The following is a 19,106-nucleotide window of genomic DNA, read 5'->3' on the forward strand; positions in this document are numbered from 1 at the left end:
CTGGTCGTGGGCTTGTCCTTCGGCACTTTCCCGGGAAAGTGCGATCGTGACGGGGAGCCGGACACAGTGACCGCAACGATCCCGTCCCGGCTACGCGGCGACTTCCACCGGCTCACCGTGGCGGACGTCGAGCCGCTGTGCGACGACGCCGTGGCGGTCACCTTCGACGTACCCGCCGGCCTCGCCGACGCGTATGCCTTCCGGGCGGGCCAGTCCCTCACCCTGCGGCGGTTCGTCGACGGCAGGGAGGAGCGGCGGTCGTACTCCATCTGCGCGCCGGAGGGCGCGGCGCCACGGATCGGGGTACGGGAGGTGCCTGACGGCTTGTTCTCCTGCTGGCTGGTGCACGAGGTGCGGCCCGGTGACGAGATCGAGGTGGCCACCCCCACCGGCAACTTCACCCCGGACCTCGACGTGGCGGGCCATCACGTGCTCATCGCGGCCGGTTCCGGAATCACCCCTGTGCTGTCCATCGCCGCGTCGGTACTGCGCGATCCGGCCTCCACGGTCACCGTGCTCTACGGCAACCGGCGCACGGACACGGTGATGTTCGCCGACGAGCTGGCGGACCTCAAGGACCGGTACCCGGCCCGGCTCGAACTGGTGCACGTCCTGTCCAGGGAACCCCGGGAGGCGGAGCTGTTCACCGGACGCCTGGACGGGGAGAAACTGCGCGCGCTGCTGGCGTTGCTGCCGGAGGCGACACGGGTGGACCACTGGTGGCTCTGCGGCCCGTTCGGCATGGTCGAGGACGCCCGCGACGTGCTCCGAGAGTCTGGTGTGGACGGATCGAAGGTGCACCGGGAGCTGTTCTACGTGGACGACGTGCCACCCGAACCGGTACGGCACGAGGAGGCACCACTCGACGGCGAGACCACCGATGTGACTCTGATTCTGGATGGCCGGTCCACCACGATGGCCCTGCCGCGTGATCGGGCGGTCCTCGACGGCGCCCAGCGGTTCCGACCGGACCTGCCCTTTGCCTGCAAGGGCGGGGTGTGTGGCACCTGCAGGGCGAAGGTCACCTCGGGCAGTGTGCGGATGCGCCGCAACTTCGCGCTCGAAGAGGCCGAGGTACAGGCAGGGTTCGTGCTCACCTGCCAGTCGCTGCCGACGACGGACGAGCTGACCGTCGACTACGACTCCTGAGCCACCCGCACCGGTCGCCGCGCGGCAAACGCGCGACGACCGGTGCGGAAGTCACTCGGCGTTCTCGGTCGCGTCCGAACCGTTGCCCGGCAATGCGGAGCCGTTGATCGAACCCCGGTGCAGGCGCAGGAACTCGAGGTGGCGTTCGTACTGGTCGAGGATGTCCCCGATGAGCTGGTCCTTGCTGTAGCCGAGGACGTCGTAGTCCTGTCCACCCTCGGTCAGGTACACCTCGAAGCGGTAGTAGGTGTCCTGTGTGCTCAGTGAACCGACCGCGAACGCGGGCGTCTCCGCCTCCGAGGGCCAGATTCGGTAGCGGAACTCCTCCTCGCGTCCGAGGGCGACGGCCAGGTCAAGATGCGGAAGGCCGAGCTCGGGGACCATTTCCTCGGTCACCACGGCGTCCGCGCCCTGTGCCCGAAGCTCCTCGGCCACCTCCTCGAACGCCGGTCGTGCGGAATCCTCCACGAATCGGGACGTGGCGCGTTTGCCCGGGTAGCTCATCACCCGTGCGAGACGTTGCTTCCAGGTCCGCGACACCCCGCGTCCCTCCACAGTGGTCCGCTCGGACAGTGAGGAAGGCAGTGTCGTCTTGAAGCTCTCCTCGCGGGACCGTTCGACGCGCAGTGCCTTGTAGAGGCCCCACATGATCAGGAACATCACGAAGGAGAACGGCAGGCCCATGATGATGGTCGCGCTCTGCAGGGTCGGCACGCCGCCCACGAGCAGCATCGCCATCGTCAGCAGGCCGATCGCGGCTGACCAGAAGATCCGCAGCCACTTCGCCGCGTCGGTCCTCGGCGTTTTCAGGTACGAGGTGAAGTTGCCCATCACCAGCGAACCGGAGTCGGCGGAGGTCACGTAGAACAGCAAGCCGACGAAGGTGGCCAGCCCGGCGCTCAGCGTGACGCCCGGATACTGGTCGAGCAGCGAGTAGAACGCCTGTTCCGGCTGATTCATCGCCGCCTCGCCGAACTGGGCGTTGCCGTTCATCACGACCCGCAGTGCGCTGTTACCGAAGATCGACAGCCAGGTGAGGGTGAACAGGAACGGGATGACCAGGGTCGCGGCCACGAACTGGCGGATCGTGCGGCCCCGCGAGATGCGGGCGAGGAACAGGCCGACGAACGGCGCCCAGGCGATCCACCAAGCCCAGAAGAACAGCGTCCACGCGTTGAGCCACTCGGTCGGCCGCTCGAACGCGAAGGTGTTCAGGGTCATGTCGGCGAAGCCACTCACGTAGTCACCGATGTTCAGCACGATGGCGTTGAGCAGGAAGATCGGGTCCTCGCTGAACAGAATGAACAGCATCAGGCCGATCGCGAGCACGACGTTGAGTTCTGACAGCCGGCGGATGCCCTTGTCCACACCCGCCACGGCGGAGACCGTGGACATCAGCACGGCCAGCACGATCAGGCCGATCTGGGCCGCTGTGCCCTCCGGGATGCCGAAGAGGAAGTTCAGGCCGTAGTTGAGCTGGACTACGCCGATTCCCAGTGAGGTGGCGATACCGAAGATCGTGCCGAGTACCGCGGCGATGTCGACCGTATGCCCGATCCTGCCGTGGATCCGCTTGCCGAAGATCGGATACAGGGCCGAGCGAATGGTCAGGGCGAGGTTGTAGCGGTAGGCGAAGTATCCGAGAGCCATGCCCATGAGCGCGTACATCGCCCAGCCGGTGATGCCGTAGTGGAACAACGTCCACACCAACGCCTCGCGCGCCGCCTCGATCGTCTCACCTGGGCCGACCGGTGGCGCGAGATACTGGGTCACCGGCTCGGCGACGGAGAAGAACATCAGGTCGATGCCGATTCCGGCGGCGAACAGCATGGCGCCCCAGGCGAACAGGCTGTAATCCGGCTTGGAGTGCTGCGGCCCGAGTTTCACCTTGCCGTAGCGCGAGAGCGCGATGAAGACGACGAACACCAGGAACAGCGTCGCGGCGAGGAAGTAGTACCAGCCGAAGCCCTCGGAGATCCAGGAAACGACGGTGCCGATGGTCTCCGACGCGGCGTCCGGAGTGATGATCGCCCAGATGGAGATCACGAGAATGCAGATGGACGATCCGAAGAAGACGACCGGATTGATCCGGTTCTGCTTCTCCTGGGAAGGCCCGTCGTCCCCGGGACCCGGTCGTTCCTCGGTCTCTTCGGTCGTGGTCACGATCTCTTCCCTTTCGGTCCGGCGTCGTTTCCGAAATCGCGCGTGTCGGCGAAGGTCCGTTCCGGTCGCAGCGCCCGGCGCGGCCGCGGTTTCCACTCGCGTGTGGACACATGCGGCCTGCCGCGGGCCGGAGCGGCTGTCCGCTCCGGCCCGCGGCGTGGTCGGGCACAAATGCTACATCGGGGACGTCCAGGTGGCCGGGTACCGCGATGCCGGGTGGCCCGGCGCACAAGGTATGAGGCGCGGGGGACACCGCCGGTCATACTGGCGGCATGCGGTGGCATCCGGTCCGGAATCTGACCAACTACCTCATCGGAGATTGGCTGGTCGAGCGGGAGATTCTGGGTACGTCCGGGATCGGGATCGGTAGCTTCAGCGGTACGGCCGTATTCCAGGCCGTGGACGATGAGCTGGTGTACCGCGAGGACGGGGTGCTCGACCTCGGCGCGCACCGAGGACCAGCCACCCGCGTTCTGTACTACCGCCCGACCGGGCCCGCCCGCGCGGCCGTCCACTTCGAGCACGGTGGCTTCTTCCACGACGTCGACCTGAGCACCGGTTGGTGGCAGACGGAACACCCGTGCCGCGCGGATCAGTACCTCGGCGAGTACCACGTACTCGGACCCACGCGCTGGCAGCAGAGGTGGCGGGTGACCGGCCCGGCGAAGGACCACACCATCGTCACCGACCTCCGCCGCCCAGCGTGACCGGCTCACCGCGAGCTAGGCGGGACCGCGTGGTTCCTTCGGCGACGTGAGCGCGGTGTACAGGCCGGGTCGGCGATCCCTGAGCAGGTCGGCGTGCGCGGTCAGCGACTTGTCCCTGGCGAGCTCCATGTCCACGTCGGCCGCGGCGAGACCGTCCTCGCCGGGTTCGTCGAGCACCCATCCGTCTTGCCCGATCAGGGCGGTTCCCTCCGTCCACCGCACACCGCGTTCTGTGCCAGAACGATCACAACAGGCGACAAACACCCGGTTCGCCCGGGCGGCGGCCATCGCGAGCAGGAGTTCCGGTGCTCGTTCCCCGGCCGGCCTCGGCAGCAGAGGCCAGTTGACCGGAGCGGCGATCAGGTCGGCACCACGAAGGGCCAGGCTGCGAGGCATCTCGGGGAACTCGAGGTCATAGCAGATGAGAACGCCGATCCGGCCCATCTCCGTCCGCACGACGGGCGGCTCTTCGCGCCCGGGAGCGAACACGGTTTTCTCCCGGTCCCACAGGTGGGTCTTGCGGTAGACGGCCACGACCCCCGACCCGTCCACGACCGCGGCACTGTTGTAGAGCAGACCGTCGGCGCCCAGCTCGCAGAATCCGCCGATCACCACGCCGCCTCTGGCCGCGGCGGACCAGCGCGCGAAGAGCGGATGCTCCGGCGTCACGGCCACCTGTCTGGCCTGCTGCTGCGACTCGAAGACGTAACCGGAAGTCGCCAGTTCCGGCAGTACGACGACCCGGGCACCACGGGCCGTCGCGCTGCTGACGGCCGCGACGGTCAGACTCTCGTTGGCGGCGAGATCACCGAGCTTGGGCGCGAGCTGGGCACAGACGATTCTGGTCATCGCGGTTCCCGCAAGCTGGGGTGTCTCACGACACATCCGCCAGCGGTGTGTCGCACAGCAGCTGCGCGAGTACGTCGAATTCGTTGAACAGAGACCACTCCTCGATGATCCGCCCATTGGCGAAGTACAGCTGCGAGATGCCCCAAAGGTGCACCCGGCGGCCGGTGGGTTTGCCGTACAGACCGTAGCCGCGATGAGTTCCCACACCGGACCAGCGCACGGAAGCGCTGAACCCTTCGGCCTCGTTTCCCATCCAGTAGACCTCGTCCACCTGAACGCCGAGGTCCGGGAAGGTGGCGAGCAGACCTCGTGCCATCCCCCGCACCGCGGAACGGCCGTAGCCATTTCGGTTGCTGGTGCCGTGCCAGCGCACGTTCGGCGCGTATGCCCGGTCGACGGCACTGAGATCGCGGCGGTTGAAAGTGTCGTGGAACAGGGCACGCACCACGTGGTCCACGTCGAACGCACGACCGCGAGGGGCGGGGTAGGGCTCGGGCTTGCGGCCTCCGGTCAACCTGTCCGGCTCGACCAACTGACGCTCGGTCAGTGGCGCGATCCCACCCTCGTTTCCGTATGTTCGCGCGGCCTCTGCGACGTTGATGCCGAGCTGCGAGAGTTTGGCCGCGGTGTTGTACAGCACCCACTCCTCGAAGATCTCGTTCTCCCGCACCACACAGTTCGCGATGACCCAGGTCTCGAGTTTGCGTCCCGTTGGCGGGCTCCAGCGCCACGGACCGGTGTGATGGCCGATGTTGATGGCCCGGTGGGAGGTGACGAATCCCTGGTCCTCGTCGCCGGCCCAGATGACGTCATCGGCAAAGTGCCGGCAGTCGGGAAACGCGTTGATGCTCTGCATCGTCCCGTTCACCAGTTGCTCGACGCCGTACTTGAAGCCACTGTCGTCGTACAACCTGCAGCCGGGACTGTAGGTGTCGTAGATGTAGCCGACGTCCTGGTCCTCCCAGATGCGATGAGTGATGCGGACGATGTAGTCGATGATGTCTGTGTAGGTGTCCTCGAACCCGCGCATTGGCTGCCTGCGCTCGCCCACTGCGGTACCGGGACGGTCAGCACCGCTGCCAGGACGAATCGAGATGGTGTGGTCGTTCGGCATGGTTCGCGCACCGGGAGCCATGGTGCCGCCTGGAGTTGAGGCTGGGCCGGCTGTCGCGGAGCTGTGCGTCGGCTGGGCTTCGGGCGACACGGACTCGCTCGCGGCCTGTTCGGCGGATTTCGCCATCTGTTCGGTCCTCTCTACGCGTGGTGTTCGGCAAGCCGGAGGGTGGCCGTCGCCCGGTGTGCCGCCATGCCCTCGTACTCGGAGATGACCTCCACAGCTTCGGCCGCCGCGGGAGTGGCTTCCCGGGTAACCCGTTGGTAGGTCAGCGGTTTCAGGAATCGGGAGACGGAGAGACCGGCGCTGTGCTTGGCGCCACCCGCGGTCGGCAGCACGTGGTTCGTACCCGCCATTCCCTTGTCCGAGTAGGCGACCGTGCTCCACCTGCCGAGGAAGATCGATCCGTAGTTCCGCAACGCGCCAAGGTAGTAGTCGTCGTCACCGGTCTGGATCTCCAGATGCTCCGGCGCGAGGTCGTCCATGAGTGCGACGGCGGTGGCCGCATCGCGGGCCCACGTCACCGAGCCGAAGTCCCGCCATGCCGGGCCGGCGATGTCGCGGGTCGACAGAGTCTCGAGTTGCCGGTCCACCTCGGCGATCACCATCTCGCCGAGGCGCTGTGAGGTGGTGACGAGTGCGGCGGGGGAGTCCTTGCCGTGCTCGGCCTGACCGAGCAGGTCCGCGGCGACCAGCCTTGGGTCCGCGGTCGCGTCCGCCAGAACGGCGACTTCGGACGGTCCGGCGAGCAGATCGATCGCCACCGTACCGAACAACTGCCGCTTCGCCTCCGCGACGAAGGCGTTACCCGCGCCGACCAGCATGTCCACTGGCTGCTCGCCGAGCAGCCCGAAGGCCATCGCCGCCAGGGCCTGGACTCCGCCGAGCACATAGCTCCGGTCCACTCCGGACAGATGTGCCGCGTAGAGCACGGCCGGATCCGGTTTGCCGTCCTTGCGCGGTGGTGTGCAGGCGAGCGTGGTCGGGACACCTGCCGCCTTGGCCACGCCCACCGTCATGAACGCGCCTGCCAGCAGCGGGAAACGGCCTGCCGGCAGGTAAGCCCCCACTCGTTCGACGGGCACGTACCTGTGCCCGGTGACGAGTCCCGGCGCCAGCTCGGTTTCGAAGTCCACGAGGTGCGCCCGCTGCGCACGGGCGAACCGGCCGGTGCGATCGGCACCGAGTTCCAGTGCGGCCCGCAGCTGAGGAGTCAGGTCGTCGCCGCTGCCGCGGAGCTCGGCTGCTCCGACCTCGACATCGGACCGTTCCCAGCCGTCAAGTTCCTTGGCGTACCTCAGGACCGCGGGCATGCCCTCCCGCTCGATGGTGCTCAGCATCTCCGAAACTCGGTCGATGACGGCGGGATCGCGTTGCGCGGCTGGGGCGTTCACTGCGGGGGCTTTGAGTAACCGGTACGAACCGTCGAGTTCGGCCAGTCGAGATGGCGTGTATCGCATGGGACTGACGCTAGATCCGGATTGGACAAAGGACAAGGTTGCCAAGTCTTGCGATTAGCATAGGGTTTCCCTATGACGTTGAAACAACTGCGGGCCTTCCTGCTCGCGGTACGCATGGGCTCGTTCACCGCCGCCGCTGCCGCGATGCGTGTCTCCCAGGCATCTGTTTCCGAGCTCATTCGGAAGCTGGAGGACGAGCACGGCACACCCCTGTTCACCCGCAGCGGCAGGACGCTCGTGCTGACTGCCGCGGGAACCGCCCTCCTGCCCTACGCGGAACAGGCGGTCGCCGCGGCCGACGACGGTGTGCGGGCACTGCGCTCCGTACGCTCGCTCGAGGGAGGCGTCGCGACGTTCGGCCTGCTGCGCAATGCGGCCTACTACCTGTTGTCCGATCTGGCCCAGCACTTTCACGAGCGATACCCCGAGGTGCGCATACGGCTTATCGGGCTGAACTCCGTGGAGGTCGCGGCAGCGGTCTCGGCGGGCACGATCGAGGCGGGCCTTGTCGTGCTGCCGATCGAGGGTGACGGTCTCGCGGTGACACCGTTGCTGCGGGACGAGGTGCTCTATGCCAGCGCCGCGCCGGATCGGGTCAGCGCTCCCGTGTCGATCGAACAGGTCGCCCGTTCGCGGCTGATTCTGTACGACGCGCACTACGGTTGGCGGGACCCCACCCGGCGGCAACTCGCCGACCGCGCGCAGATCGCCGGGGTGAAGCTCGAGCCGTGGATCGAGGTCGAACACGTCGAGTCGGCGCTGAGTCTGGTTGAGCGGGGCATCGGTGACACCCTGGTTTCCAGGGCGGTCGCCGAAAGTCCGGCCTGCCCGCGGACGGTACGTACGACCAGTTTCACGGAGCCACTGCACGACACGATAGCGTTCGTGCGGAGGACGGGAACAGTACTCTCGCCCGCGACCCGTGAGCTTGCCCGGCTGGCTCAGCACATGCTCCTCGCTCGCGAAGGCAAGGCGCGGTGACGAGAGACCCCTTCCTGGCAGCTTCGACTCAGCAAGAGGGGATTGCCTCCTGGCCTTCGTCCCGGGCCCGCAGGATCTGCGCGAGAATCGCGATCTCGTCGTACACGCGCCACTCCCGGACGATCTTTCCTTCCCGCAGCAGGAACTGGGAGGAGCCGAGTACCTGAACGGGACAGTCGTTCACCGGCCCGTACGTCGGCGTTCCGCAGTACGTGCCCCGCAGCCACCACGTCAGCCCCACCCGCAGGCCGCCATGCGGCGCCGAGTAGTTGCTCACCACATCGCGAACCTCGATGGTGGCGTCGGGGAACGGCGCGAGAAGGTCGAGCAGGCTCTGCTGATACCCGGCCGGTCGGGTCAGTGTGCGGTGCCGTGAGGTGTGGCAGGTGACATCGCGTGCGACGAAGTCAGTAGTCAGGTCGAGTCTGCGCTGGTTCCACACCTCGTCGACAAGCCGCAGCACCTGTGCGCATTCGTCACGGTGCTGATCTGGCCGCACCCCCGAATCACCCTGATCGAGCAAGTCCGCGTCGAGTGGTGCGTGCGGTTCCCAGCCGGAGAAGGCCAGGCCACGCGCGACCTCGACCGGATCGAGTCCGAGCTGCTGGACGACCGCGTACTCGTCGCGCACCACCCATTCCTCCACCATGACGCCCTCGCGGTAGAGACAGTTCGCGATGGTCCTCGAGGCGAAGTCCTTTCCGGTCGGCGGGCCGTAGGCCGAGATTCCGGTGTGCGTGCCAGAGCTGAAGACCCGATGGGAGCTGAGAAAGGCGTCGTCGCCTCGTTGCTCCCACACGACATCCTCGGCCTGTCCGATCCTGTCGGGAAAGGTGCTGATCTTCATCAGCGTGCCGCGTACCACCGGCTCCACACCGTGGACGGTGCCGTACGCACCGTGCACCACGGAGTCGGGCGCGTAGTTCTGCCTGATCAGGCCGATTCCACGCTGGACCCAGATCCGGTCGGTCCATTCGGTGATGAACTCCTCGGGATCGCGGTAGGGGGCGTAGGCGGACTCGGACAACGTCATCTGATTCTCCCTGTCACTCATGCGCACAACCGTTGCCCGCTAGCGTTCGAGTGCCCGGATGTTCGCCGCGGCCTCGTTCAGGGTGGCCCGTACCTCTGCGCCGTGCGCCATCTTGTTGATCGCGACCTCGAGCTCGTCCTGGATCTGCGGCCAGTCGATCGTCATGGGAATGGTTCGGCCGTTGCGCAGTGACGACTCCTGTAGCCGCGGCATCCCGAAATTGGCGTCATTGACCTGCTCGTCGAGCATGTTCTCGGTATGCACCACAACACTGGTGGCCGCGGCGGGATCGGACTTGTCCAGCGCGATCGCCCGTTCGACCGATGGATGAGACAGCCATTTCAGGTACTCCCAGGCCGGTCCCTGCTTCTTTGATGTGTTCAGGATGCCCATGAGCCAGGTGTAGCCGTAGGTGATGGTCGGTTTTCCCGCCCAGCCGGGAAGCGAAGCGACGCCTAGGTTGTTCGCGACCTCGGGGGAGGTCTTCTCCGGATCGGTGAAGTCGTCGATCTGCCACGACCAGGTCAGTACGGTGTCCGCGGCGTTCTGCTCGAAGGACTGCGTGGCGTCCGTCTCGTTCCAGTTCGCCGACTCTGGCGGCGAGTAGCCATCCCTGATCAGGGAGATGTACTTCTCTGTGGCCTCGACCGCCTCCGGGCTGGTGAAGGCGGGCGCGCCTTTCGCGTCGAAGACGTCGGCGCCGTTGCTCCACAGCATGGAGAGCCAGGTGTAGAGATTCTGTCCGCTGCCTCGACCGTACTGCCCGGCCATCGGGTGCCGAGCTCCCGTGCGTTTCAGCTCAGCGAGCTGCGCGGAGTACTCGTCCCAGGTTTCCGGTGGTTGGAGGCCGAGTTCGGCGTAGCGGTCCTTCCGGTAGAAGAGGTTGTAGGAGAAACCACGGAACGGCAGACCGTAGACACTGCCCTCCTCGCCCGCGGCTGCTGCCTGCTGGAACGGCGGTGGATAGTCCGTTATGGATCGGCCGGCCTTGTTCAGTGCGCCATCCAGGCGCTGCAAGCCGATCTTGGCCGAGGCACCGTAGGCGTCGGGCCAGGCGACGAGGTCGTAGGTACCGCCGCCGATGGCGCTTTCCGCCACGATCTTCTGCAGATACGAGTCGTAGGGAATGTTCGCCCACTCGACCGTGATGCCCGTGCGTGGCGTGAACTCGGTTCTTGTCCGCTCCCGCAGGGCCATGAACTGTGCCGTCGTGTTGCAACAGATCAGCAGTCGGATGTGCGTGCCGTCGTGAGGTTTTCCCTGTACCAGTCCCAGGTCGTCCACCGGACCGCTCCGGATGGAGCTCTCCAGGTCCTCGGGCTCGAAGCCGCCGCCACACGCTCCCGCTAGCATCGTCGCCGCCAGTGACAGGGCGATCATGATCGAGGAGCGTCGACGCCGGCGTCCGTGCGGTCCGGGCAATCCGATACGGCTCATTTGACGGCTCCCATCGTCATTCCCTGCGCGAAGTGCTTGCGTACCAGCAGGGCCAGGATCAGCATCGGCACCATGACGAGCAGGCCCGCTGCCGCCATCTGGCCCCAGGCGACTCCTTCTGGCCGCACCAGTGTCATCAGTCCGACAGGAAGGGTGGAGGCCTCGGTCCTGGCGAGGAACGTCGGGAACAGGAACTCGTTCCAGGAGAGCAGGAACGAGAAGACCACGGACACGAAGATCCCCGGCGCCGCCAGCGGGGTGATCACTCGCCAGAGCAACGTCACCTGTGAGCAGCCGTCGAGCCGCGCGGCCTCCTCGATCTCGATGGGCAAACCGTCCACGAATCCCTTGAGCAACCAGGTGATGTAGGGAACGACAAGAGAAAGGTTCACGATGATAAGTGCCGCGTGGGTGTCGATCATCCCGAGAGCGCGGAACAGGGTCAGGAACGGCAGGGCGATCGCGACACCCGGGATGAACTGGGTGGCCACGATGGCCAGCAGCAGGCCGCGGTGACCGGGAAACCGGTAGCGGGAGAAGGCGTAGGCGGCGAGCAGAGCCAGTGGAACCGAGATGAGCGTGGTGATGACACCTATCACGATGCTGTTGAGGATCGGCCGGACCAGGTCGTTGTTGCCGCCCAGGATCTGGCCGAAGCTCTCGAGCGATGGGCTGAAGACAAGGGAGGTCGAGAAGACCTCACCTTCCGGTTTGAAGGCGGTGACCGCCAGCCAGAGGATCGGAAACAGAATGAAGAACAGGATGGCCAGAGTGGACAGTGCCCGGAGTGCGCCGCCCAGAGTTCGTAGCGCACCGTGGTTCGGTGCTGATCGCGGTGCCGGTCGTCGTTCTGTGCCGGCCGGTGCCGGATGGGTCGCCAGTTCGGTCACTTCTCCTCCTGCTTCGACATCGCGATCAGGTACGCCACCGCGAGCACCCCGAGTACGAGCACGATGAGCCACGACACGGCGGATGCGTATCCGATATCGAGAAAGTTGAATCCCTGGGCATAGGCGTAGAAGTTCATCGTTTCGGTGGCTCTGCCCGGACCGCCGCCGGTCGTGGTGACCACCTGGTCGAATACCTTCACCGAGAACACGGCCTTCAGGAACACCACGATGAGAATCAGCGGGCGGAGTAGGGGAAAGGTGACTTTCCAGAACTCCTGCCACGGGTTCGCGCCGTCGACTCGGGCGGCCGCCCGAATCTCCGGAGAGATGGAGCCGAGTCCACCGAGGAACATCAGGGCGATCAGCGGTGCCCATCCCCAGACCTCCGTCAGCACTAGAACGAACAGTGCCCAGAAGGGGGAACCGAGCCAGTCGATGTCCTCTGTGAACGGAAAGATCGAGTTGATCATCCGGTCGTAGACGCCGTAGTCCGGGTTGAGCATGAAGCGCCAGGAGAAACCCTTGAGGGCGGGAGCGACCGCGAACGGCAGAATCAACAGGGCTTTCGTGAACGCGCTCAACCTGGTGGCCCGGTTCAGGATGAGGGCGATCCCGAGCCCGAGACCGACGGACAGGACCACGGAGAGAACGGTGAACTGCGCCGTGACGAGCACGCTGTTGAAGAAGGTTTCATCGCCGAAGGCTCTGCTGTACTGGTCGAGCCCCACGAACTCCTGTGGGCTCCGTGTCTCGTTGAGCCGCCAGTGCCGGAAGCTGTTGATCAGCGCGGAGATCAGTGGATAGACGGTGGTCAGGCCGATGGCCAGCAACGCGGGAGCTAGATGCAGGTACGGCACGCCGACGCGCTGCAGGGCGCCACGTCCGCGACTTTGACCCGTTTTCGCCGGGGCGGTCATCGGAGCACCCCCCGCGCGGCCGCGGCGGCAGACCCGAGGCGCTCGTCGCCCGCGTGGTGATTGGCTTCCGGTCGTCTCATCAGCACGATGGACTCCTCCGTGACAGCTTGCGTCGACTGCGTGAATTTTCGGGAGTGTATGCGTATGTATGGCGGCGTCACAAGGGGGCCGGGCACTAGTTCGCGCTCTTCGCTGGCCGGATGCAGACGGGCGGAGGGCTCCAACTGCGGAAACAGGCTCGGTGCCCGTGCGGCCACGCTGTCGAAAGCCCGTATCCGGGACAGTACGGGTTGCGATCGAGTGGTTACCCGCGGCGATAGAAAATACGTATTCAGGTGCGCTGCGCTACTGGCGCGCGGATACCGGTGCTGCGGTGGTGGCGCGGATGATGAGGCCAGGTTCGAGCACGATGCGCCGGGAGGCCTGTCCGTCCGGCCGCGGGCCGTTCGCGGCGATGCGTTCGACCAGCAGACGGGCCGCGGATGCCGCCATCTCGCCCAGGTCATGACCAACCGTTGTGAGCTGGAAGCTTTCCCACGCCGACATGGGGATGTTGTCGAAGCCGATCACGCTCAGTTCGCCGGGGACGTCGATGCCGTGGCGCAACGCGGCATTCAAAGTTCCCATGGCCATGACGTCGTTGCCGCAGAACACGGCGGTGGGGCGAGGACGGGCGGCGAGAAGTTCCGTCAGGCCCTGGTAGCCGGTATCGAAGTCGAATGTGCCGTGCCGGGTCAGTTCGGCAGGCAGTCCGATTCCCGCGTCGGCGAGTGCGAGCCGGAAGCCCAGTTCGCGATCCCGGCCGGTCGTGGTGTTCTCCGGGCCGAAAAGGCCCGCGATGCGCCGATGCCCCAGTTCGACCAGATGCTGTGCCGCGAGCCTGCCGCCGAGGGTGTTGTCGACCGCCGCGGCGTCGCCCGTGGCGCCGCCGCTCTCGCGGTTGAGGAACACGAACGGCAGTCCTCTTCGGTCCAGGTCCGCGGGGAGGACGGAGCCGATCGTGCTGGTCAGCAGGACCACACCATCGATCGAGCCGTCGAGTAGCTGAGCCGAAGCCATCTGGGAGTCCGAGCGCTCGGTGAAGACGAGCATCCGGTAACCGTGCTTCTCGAGTTCGTCGTGCAGGGGTCCGATGAGGTGTGGATAGAACGGGTTGGTGAGGTCGGTGACGACGATGCCGACCCGCTTGCTGCTCCTGGTGACCAGGCTGCGGCCGGCCTCGCTCGGTACATAGCCCAGCGCTGCGGCTGCCTCCTGCACCCTGTCCCTTGTGGCGGGGGAGACGCGGGGGTCGCCGCGCAGTGCGCGGGACACCGTCGGCTGGGAAACGCCGGCCAGTCGTGCCACGTCGTTGCTGGTGATCGGCATTCGGCCCCCGCTTGGTCGGCAGTGATCTGTGCATACGAATCGTAGCGCCCCTGCGGCGGCTCGCCCGTCCTGGTGGTTGTGTCGTGTCGCTCCGGAAGGCGTATCTGGATTGGACCCCATGTAGGACGCCGCTGGGCTCGGGGGAAGGGGGGAGTGCTTGACAGCCAGGGTCCCGCTCCGCGTATTGTGCATACGTATAAATCGTGTCGATCGCAGTAGGAGAGCACATGACTGCAGACGTGGTGGTCACCGCCGAAGAACTCGGCCGTCGTACCGTCCGGCGCAGCGACTTCGTTTCCTGTAACCAGGCCTTCATCGACTGCCGGACGCCGGGGTCGGACAAGAAGGAGAACTACTCGATGATCGGCCGCGGCGTCTCGCAGAGCGCCGGGCAGGTGGTCAACCTCGAGGAGGAGCACGGGTTCAACATCGGTGCCGCAGCGATGCCGCACGGAGTCACGAACAACCTGCACCTGCATTTCACAGCCGAGGTCTTCCTCTGCTTCCGTGGGGAGTTCCTGCTCCGCTGGGGCGTCAACGGCGACGAGGGTGAACTCGTGTTGCGGGAGGGCGATATCGCCTCGCTGCCGAGCTGGATCTTCCGCGGCTTCACCAACATCGGATCGGACGATGGCTGGTTGTTCACCGCACTCGGCATGGATGACACAGGAGGCATCATCTGGAGCCCCTCGGTGCTGGAGGAGGCGCGGGGGCACGGTTTGTACCTGACCGCGGACAACCAGTTGATCGACACTGTCGCGGGAGACGAGCTTCCGGAGGACGACGCGCTGATCAGCCCCGTCTCCCCTGACCAGGTAGCCGCGCTGCGGAGTTACTCAGCCGAGGAGATGCGCAGGCGCGTTGTGACCACTGAGGACATTCCGTGGTCGCGTGATGCGTTTCTCGACAGGCATGTTCCCGGTGGGGGAGCCGAACTGGGGCCGGTGATCGGTTACGGCATGACCGAGCATCTCGGGCACGACCCGGCGATCTTCAACCCGCATGGACACAACCTCGCCTGGTTACGCGCCAGGCCCGGCGCCGGCGTACTCACCCATCGGCAGCCCGAGAAGCAGGTCCTGATGGTCAAGGACGGGGAGTGGGAGGTCACTCTCAACCGCACCGACGAGGTCAGTGTCCGGCTGGGCCCGTGGGACATCCTGTCGGTGCCACCAAATGCCTGGCGCTCGATCCGGAACGTCTCGGACAGCACGGCGACCATGGTCGTGATCAACAGCGGCGACGGGCGGACACGCATCGAGTGGGACCCCGAGGTCGTCAAGGCAGCGGCTGACGCGGGCGATGCGGTGGACCACAACGGGTATGTCGCTCCCCGCGCACTCGTTCCGAGGCCGCTCGCCGGATGAGCACTCCGATCGTTCTCGTCCCCGGCATGTTGTGTGATCAACAGTTGTTCTCGGGTGTTCGCGAACGGCTCCGTGGGCGAGTACTGGATGCGCGGATCGACGCGACCAGCATCGGCGAGATGGCCGATCAGGTGCTGTCCGCGACCGACAGTGATTTCGTGTTGTGTGGTCTCAGCCTCGGCGCGATCGTCGGCTTCGAGGTGCTGCGCAGGGCACCGGAGCGGGTCGCGGGATTCTGCGCCGTATCGACCAATGCCGCCGCGCCGACCGAAACCCAGTTGGCCGCATGGCGGGACATGGGCGAACGAGTCCGATGTGGAGACTTCGCCGGAGTGGTCAGCGGGCAGCTCCTGCCCGCGATGTTCGCTTCGCCGGAACCGGGACGCGAACTGGAGCGGGAGTTCACCGGCATGGCCGATCGCCTCGGACCGGATGTGCTGTGCGACCAGTTGTCCGCGCAGGCGACCAGGGAGGACGCGACACGATGGCTGGGCGATGTCCGCTGTCCGACGCTGGTCCTCTGTGGAAGCCGCGACGCACTGTGCCCGCCCCGGTGGCACAGGGACCTCGCGGAAACGGTGCCGGGCGCGGTCCTGCGCATCCTGCCTGGTGCGGGACATCTGCTCCCGCTGGAACGCCCCGCACTCGTCGCCGAACTGCTCAACGAATGGGATCCGGTCGCCTGACCATGTCCCCGAAACGTGAAATGGGATTGCCATGCCAGAAGCACTCAAGAACGCGGTCGTGACCGGATCGGACCGGCGCGGGCGCGACGACGTCACGGAGCGAGTGGCGGCCATCATCGACGACATCCGGGAACGTGGTGACGTCGCCGTGCGGGAGTGGTCACAGCGATTCGACTCGTGGTCTCCGCCCTCGTTCCGGCTCTCGCCCGGACGTATCGACGAGATCGTCGCCGAGGTTCCGCGTCAGGTGCTGGAGGATATCGAGTTCGTCCAGGAACAGGTGCGGACCTTCGCCCGCCACCAGTTGAACTCGATGACCGAGTTCGAGGTGGAGACCCTTCCCGGTGTGCGCCTCGGCCAGAAGCACCTACCCATCGAAACGGTGGGCGCCTATGTTCCCGGCGGGCGGTATCCGCTGACCGCGTCCGCGCATATGACCATCGTGACCGCGAAGGTGGCGGGTGTGGAGCGAGTGGTGGCGTGCACACCACCGATCCGCGGCGAGGTTCCCGCCGCGACGGTGGCCGCGATGCATCTCGCCGGAGCCGACGAGATCCACCTGCTCGGCGGGGTGCAGGCCATCGCCGCGATGGCGGTGGGCACCGAGTCGATGCAACCGGTGGACCTCCTCGCCGGCCCGGGGAACGCCTACGTGGCCGAAGCCAAACGCATGTTGTTCGGGGAGGTGGGCATCGATCTCTTCGCCGGCCCCACCGAGATCCTGGTGATCGCCGACGAGACCGCCGATCCGTTCGTCGTCGCGGTGGACCTGCTGTCCCAGGCCGAGCACGGCCCGGACTCACCGGCGGTCCTGATCACGACGTCACGCCGGCTCGGTCTCGAGGTGCTCGAACACATCGAACGGCTGCTACCGGGGATGCCCACCCGGGACTTCGCCGAACCCGCATGGCGTGACCACGGGGAGGTTCTGCTGGTGGAGTCGATGGACGAGGCGTTCACCGTGGCGGACAGCTACGCCAGTGAACACGTGGAGGTGCTCACCGCCGATCCGCGGCAGGCGCTGACCCGGATGCGCAACTACGGTGGTCTCTTCCTCGGCGAGGGAACGTGTGTGTCGTACGGGGACAAGGTGATCGGTACCAACCATGTACTTCCGACCCGTGGAGCGGCCAGGTACACCGGTGGCCTGTGGGTGGGAAAGTACCTCAAAACGGTGACCTACTCGCAGGTCGTGGACCCTCAGGCCAGCGCACGTCTCGGCGAGGTCTGCGGCCGGGCGGCGCGAGTCGAACTGTTCGAGGGACACGCGCGGTCCGGCGATGTGCGAGCCGCCAAGTTCACCGGTGCGCCACTCGCGTGGAACGCGGCCGATGCGGCCGAGGCCGCCCGGTGATCGCGGGCCGGACGGCGCTGGTGACCGGGGGCGGCAGCGGGCTCGGCAGGGCGATCACGGTCGCACTGGTGAGCGCGGGCGCCGAAGTCGTCGTGGTCGGCCGGGACCGGGCCAAGCTGGCCGAGGTCACCGGCGAGTTCGGCGGGATGGTCCGGGCGGAGGTCTGCGACGTCTCGTCGGCCGATTCCGTTGCCGCGCTGCAGGAGTCGCTGGCGGGCCGGGAGGTGTCGATACTGGTCAACAATGCCGGTGTGCCAGGGCCGGTGGCGCCGCTGGTGGACATCGACCCGGAGTCCTGGGACGACGTCTTCGACGTGAACGTGCGCGGTACCTACCTGATGTGCAGGGCGCTGCTCCCCTCGATGATCGAACGCGGGCACGGCGACATCATCAACGTCGCCTCGGTCTCGGGTAAGCGCCCCTTGGCCCGTCGAACCCCGTACTGCGCGTCGAAGATGGCGGTTATCGGTCTCACGGCCACACTCGCCGCGGAAGTCGGCCCGCTGGGGGTCAGCGTCAACTCGTTGTCGCCGGGACCGGTGGACGGCGAGCGGATGCGGCGCAACTTCCGGCTCGAGGCCGAACGAACGAGTACCAGCTACGACGAGGCCGAGCGCGCCTTCGTCGGCCGCTCGGCTCTTGGCCGGATGATCACCGAGCAGGAGGTGGGGGCGGCGGTGGTCGCCATGCTGCAGATGCCCGGTCTGTGCGCCGCGGACATCGACCTCTCGGCGGGGATGGTGGCTCGGTGACGATGAAGCCGAGGCTCGCGGCGGGAGAACGGTTGTTCGGGGTGCTCGTTCGCCAGCCCGCCGAGGAGCTGGTGGAGATGGCCGGATTCGCCGGGGTCGACTACGTGGTCATCGACTGCGAGCACGGCCCTGCCGACGTCGTGGCCCTGCGCAGGCACATCACCGTGGCGCAACTGCACGGGATGGACGTTCTCGTTCGCGTCGGCCACGACGAACCCGCGCTCGTGCAGCGCGCACTCGACCAGGGCGCGACCGGGGTGATCGTGCCGCATGTGGACACCCCCGAGCAGGCGGCCACCGCCGTGGAACACGCGCACTACCCTCCGCTGGGCTCGCGGGGTTTCGCCACCTACGGCAGAGACGGTGGTTACGGCACGGTGGCCGGCCTGGACCACCTCGAAGGCCGGGCCGACCGCACGGTGGTGGTCGTGATGATCGAGTCGCGGCTGGGCTGCGAGAACGCCGAGCGGATACTGGCCGTATCGGGCGTAGACGGAGTCATGGCCGGACCTGCCGACCTTGCGGTCTCGCTCGGACTGCCGGGTGAAGCGGGACACTCGCGGGTACGGAGTGCGTTGGACGGCGTGCATGAGCACGCCGCACTCCTCGGCCGGTTCAGGATGGACATCGTGCCCGGACCAGCCGAGGCCAGGGCCGCCTTGGCAGCCGGCGCCGGGCTGGTCGTGATCAATCTCAGTCACGTGCTGATGGGTGTGTTCGCCAACCTGCGCGAATCCAGCGGATTCGGCCGGTGAGTCACGTGCCGGCCGCGCGGGCCGACCGGGCGACCAGCCGGGCCAGCTCGGGGTGGCAGTGATGATCGGCCGGGTGGATCGTGGGAGGTGACGGCTGGAACCGCGACCACTGGGAGGTCACCAC

The 19,106-nt window shown here is 66.6% G+C and carries 17 protein-coding genes; 8 read left to right on the forward strand and 9 right to left on the reverse strand.

The window, feature by feature from the left end; all coding sequences use genetic code 11:
* Positions 1-66: 66 nt before the first annotated feature.
* A complete protein-coding gene (paaE, locus tag D0C15_RS03395) occupies positions 67-1,149 on the forward strand; it encodes a 1,2-phenylacetyl-CoA epoxidase subunit PaaE (protein WP_116040848.1) in 1,083 nt (360 codons plus the stop codon).
* 51 nt (positions 1,150-1,200) lie between these two features.
* Here the strand turns inward: paaE and betT are convergent, their stop codons facing one another.
* Positions 1,201-3,312: a choline BCCT transporter BetT gene (gene betT, locus D0C15_RS03400; RefSeq protein WP_116040849.1), complete on the reverse strand. Its 2,112-nt coding sequence runs from the start codon at positions 3,310-3,312 to the stop codon at positions 1,201-1,203.
* A gap of 272 nt (positions 3,313-3,584) precedes the next feature.
* On the opposite strand from betT, the gene D0C15_RS03405 reads away from it, so the two are divergent.
* Positions 3,585-4,019, forward strand: coding sequence for a DUF6314 family protein (locus tag D0C15_RS03405; protein WP_116040850.1), 435 nt, complete (start codon positions 3,585-3,587; stop codon positions 4,017-4,019).
* 15 nt (positions 4,020-4,034) lie between these two features.
* On the opposite strand, the gene D0C15_RS03410 is transcribed toward D0C15_RS03405, so the two are convergent.
* From D0C15_RS03410 to hisD (D0C15_RS03420), 3 genes are read right to left on the reverse strand one after another with little or no spacing between them, the layout of a single operon-like run.
* Positions 4,035-4,868, reverse strand: coding sequence for a nitrilase-related carbon-nitrogen hydrolase (locus tag D0C15_RS03410; RefSeq protein WP_116040851.1), 834 nt, complete (start codon positions 4,866-4,868; stop codon positions 4,035-4,037).
* A gap of 25 nt (positions 4,869-4,893) precedes the next feature.
* Entirely contained in the window at positions 4,894-6,108 is a 1,215-nt protein-coding gene (locus D0C15_RS03415; RefSeq protein WP_116040852.1) for an ester cyclase, read from the reverse strand.
* 14 nt (positions 6,109-6,122) lie between these two features.
* Entirely contained in the window at positions 6,123-7,442 is a 1,320-nt protein-coding gene (hisD, locus tag D0C15_RS03420) for a histidinol dehydrogenase (RefSeq protein ID WP_116040853.1), read from the reverse strand.
* 72 nt (positions 7,443-7,514) lie between these two features.
* On the opposite strand from hisD (D0C15_RS03420), the gene D0C15_RS03425 reads away from it, so the two are divergent.
* The gene (locus D0C15_RS03425) at positions 7,515-8,423 is read left to right on the forward strand and encodes a LysR family transcriptional regulator (protein WP_116040854.1); all 909 of its coding nucleotides are present in this window, start codon (positions 7,515-7,517) and stop codon (positions 8,421-8,423) included.
* Between the two features lie 28 nt (positions 8,424-8,451).
* On the opposite strand, the gene D0C15_RS03430 is transcribed toward D0C15_RS03425, so the two are convergent.
* The 5 genes from D0C15_RS03430 to D0C15_RS03450 form a co-directional block, all read right to left on the reverse strand.
* The gene (locus D0C15_RS03430; protein WP_116040855.1) at positions 8,452-9,456 is read right to left on the reverse strand and encodes an ester cyclase; all 1,005 of its coding nucleotides are present in this window, start codon (positions 9,454-9,456) and stop codon (positions 8,452-8,454) included.
* A 39-nt stretch (positions 9,457-9,495) separates the two neighbouring features.
* Positions 9,496-10,836: an ABC transporter substrate-binding protein gene (locus tag D0C15_RS03435; RefSeq protein WP_162829883.1), complete on the reverse strand. Its 1,341-nt coding sequence runs from the start codon at positions 10,834-10,836 to the stop codon at positions 9,496-9,498.
* Between the two features lie 53 nt (positions 10,837-10,889).
* The gene (locus D0C15_RS03440) at positions 10,890-11,783 is read right to left on the reverse strand and encodes a carbohydrate ABC transporter permease (RefSeq protein WP_211323070.1); all 894 of its coding nucleotides are present in this window, start codon (positions 11,781-11,783) and stop codon (positions 10,890-10,892) included.
* Positions 11,780-12,700 (reverse strand): carbohydrate ABC transporter permease, encoded by a 921-nt coding sequence (locus tag D0C15_RS03445; protein ID WP_116040857.1) that lies wholly within the window; start codon positions 12,698-12,700, stop codon positions 11,780-11,782. Before D0C15_RS03445 ends, D0C15_RS03440 begins: the two co-directional genes overlap by 4 nt.
* 345 nt (positions 12,701-13,045) lie before the next feature.
* Positions 13,046-14,068, reverse strand: a complete 1,023-nt coding sequence (locus D0C15_RS03450; RefSeq protein WP_116040858.1) for a LacI family DNA-binding transcriptional regulator — start codon at positions 14,066-14,068, stop codon at positions 13,046-13,048.
* Positions 14,069-14,295: 227 nt separating this feature from the next.
* Here D0C15_RS03450 and D0C15_RS03455 point away from each other — a divergent pair, with 227 nt between their 5' ends.
* Genes D0C15_RS03455 through D0C15_RS03475 form a run of 5 tightly spaced genes read left to right on the forward strand, consistent with a single transcriptional unit; the run spans position 14,296 to position 18,982 of the window.
* Positions 14,296-15,435 (forward strand): cupin domain-containing protein, encoded by a 1,140-nt coding sequence (locus tag D0C15_RS03455; protein WP_116040859.1) that lies wholly within the window; start codon positions 14,296-14,298, stop codon positions 15,433-15,435.
* A complete protein-coding gene (locus tag D0C15_RS03460) occupies positions 15,432-16,121 on the forward strand; it encodes an alpha/beta fold hydrolase (protein ID WP_116040860.1) in 690 nt (229 codons plus the stop codon). The genes D0C15_RS03455 and D0C15_RS03460 overlap by 4 nt, the downstream gene beginning before the upstream one ends.
* 31 nt (positions 16,122-16,152) lie before the next feature.
* Positions 16,153-17,475, forward strand: coding sequence for a histidinol dehydrogenase (gene hisD, locus D0C15_RS03465; RefSeq protein ID WP_116040861.1), 1,323 nt, complete (start codon positions 16,153-16,155; stop codon positions 17,473-17,475).
* Positions 17,472-18,227, forward strand: a complete 756-nt coding sequence (locus D0C15_RS03470; RefSeq protein ID WP_116040862.1) for an SDR family NAD(P)-dependent oxidoreductase — start codon at positions 17,472-17,474, stop codon at positions 18,225-18,227. Before hisD (D0C15_RS03465) ends, D0C15_RS03470 begins: the two co-directional genes overlap by 4 nt.
* Before the next feature lie 2 nt (positions 18,228-18,229).
* Positions 18,230-18,982 carry an HpcH/HpaI aldolase family protein gene (locus D0C15_RS03475; protein WP_116040863.1) on the forward strand — a complete coding sequence of 251 codons (753 nt, stop codon included), beginning with the start codon at positions 18,230-18,232 and terminating at the stop codon, positions 18,980-18,982.
* Positions 18,983-19,106: the final 124 nt, after the last annotated feature.

The organism is Amycolatopsis palatopharyngis (assembly GCF_003385185.1).
GTDB lineage: Bacteria > Actinomycetota > Actinomycetes > Mycobacteriales > Pseudonocardiaceae > Amycolatopsis > Amycolatopsis palatopharyngis.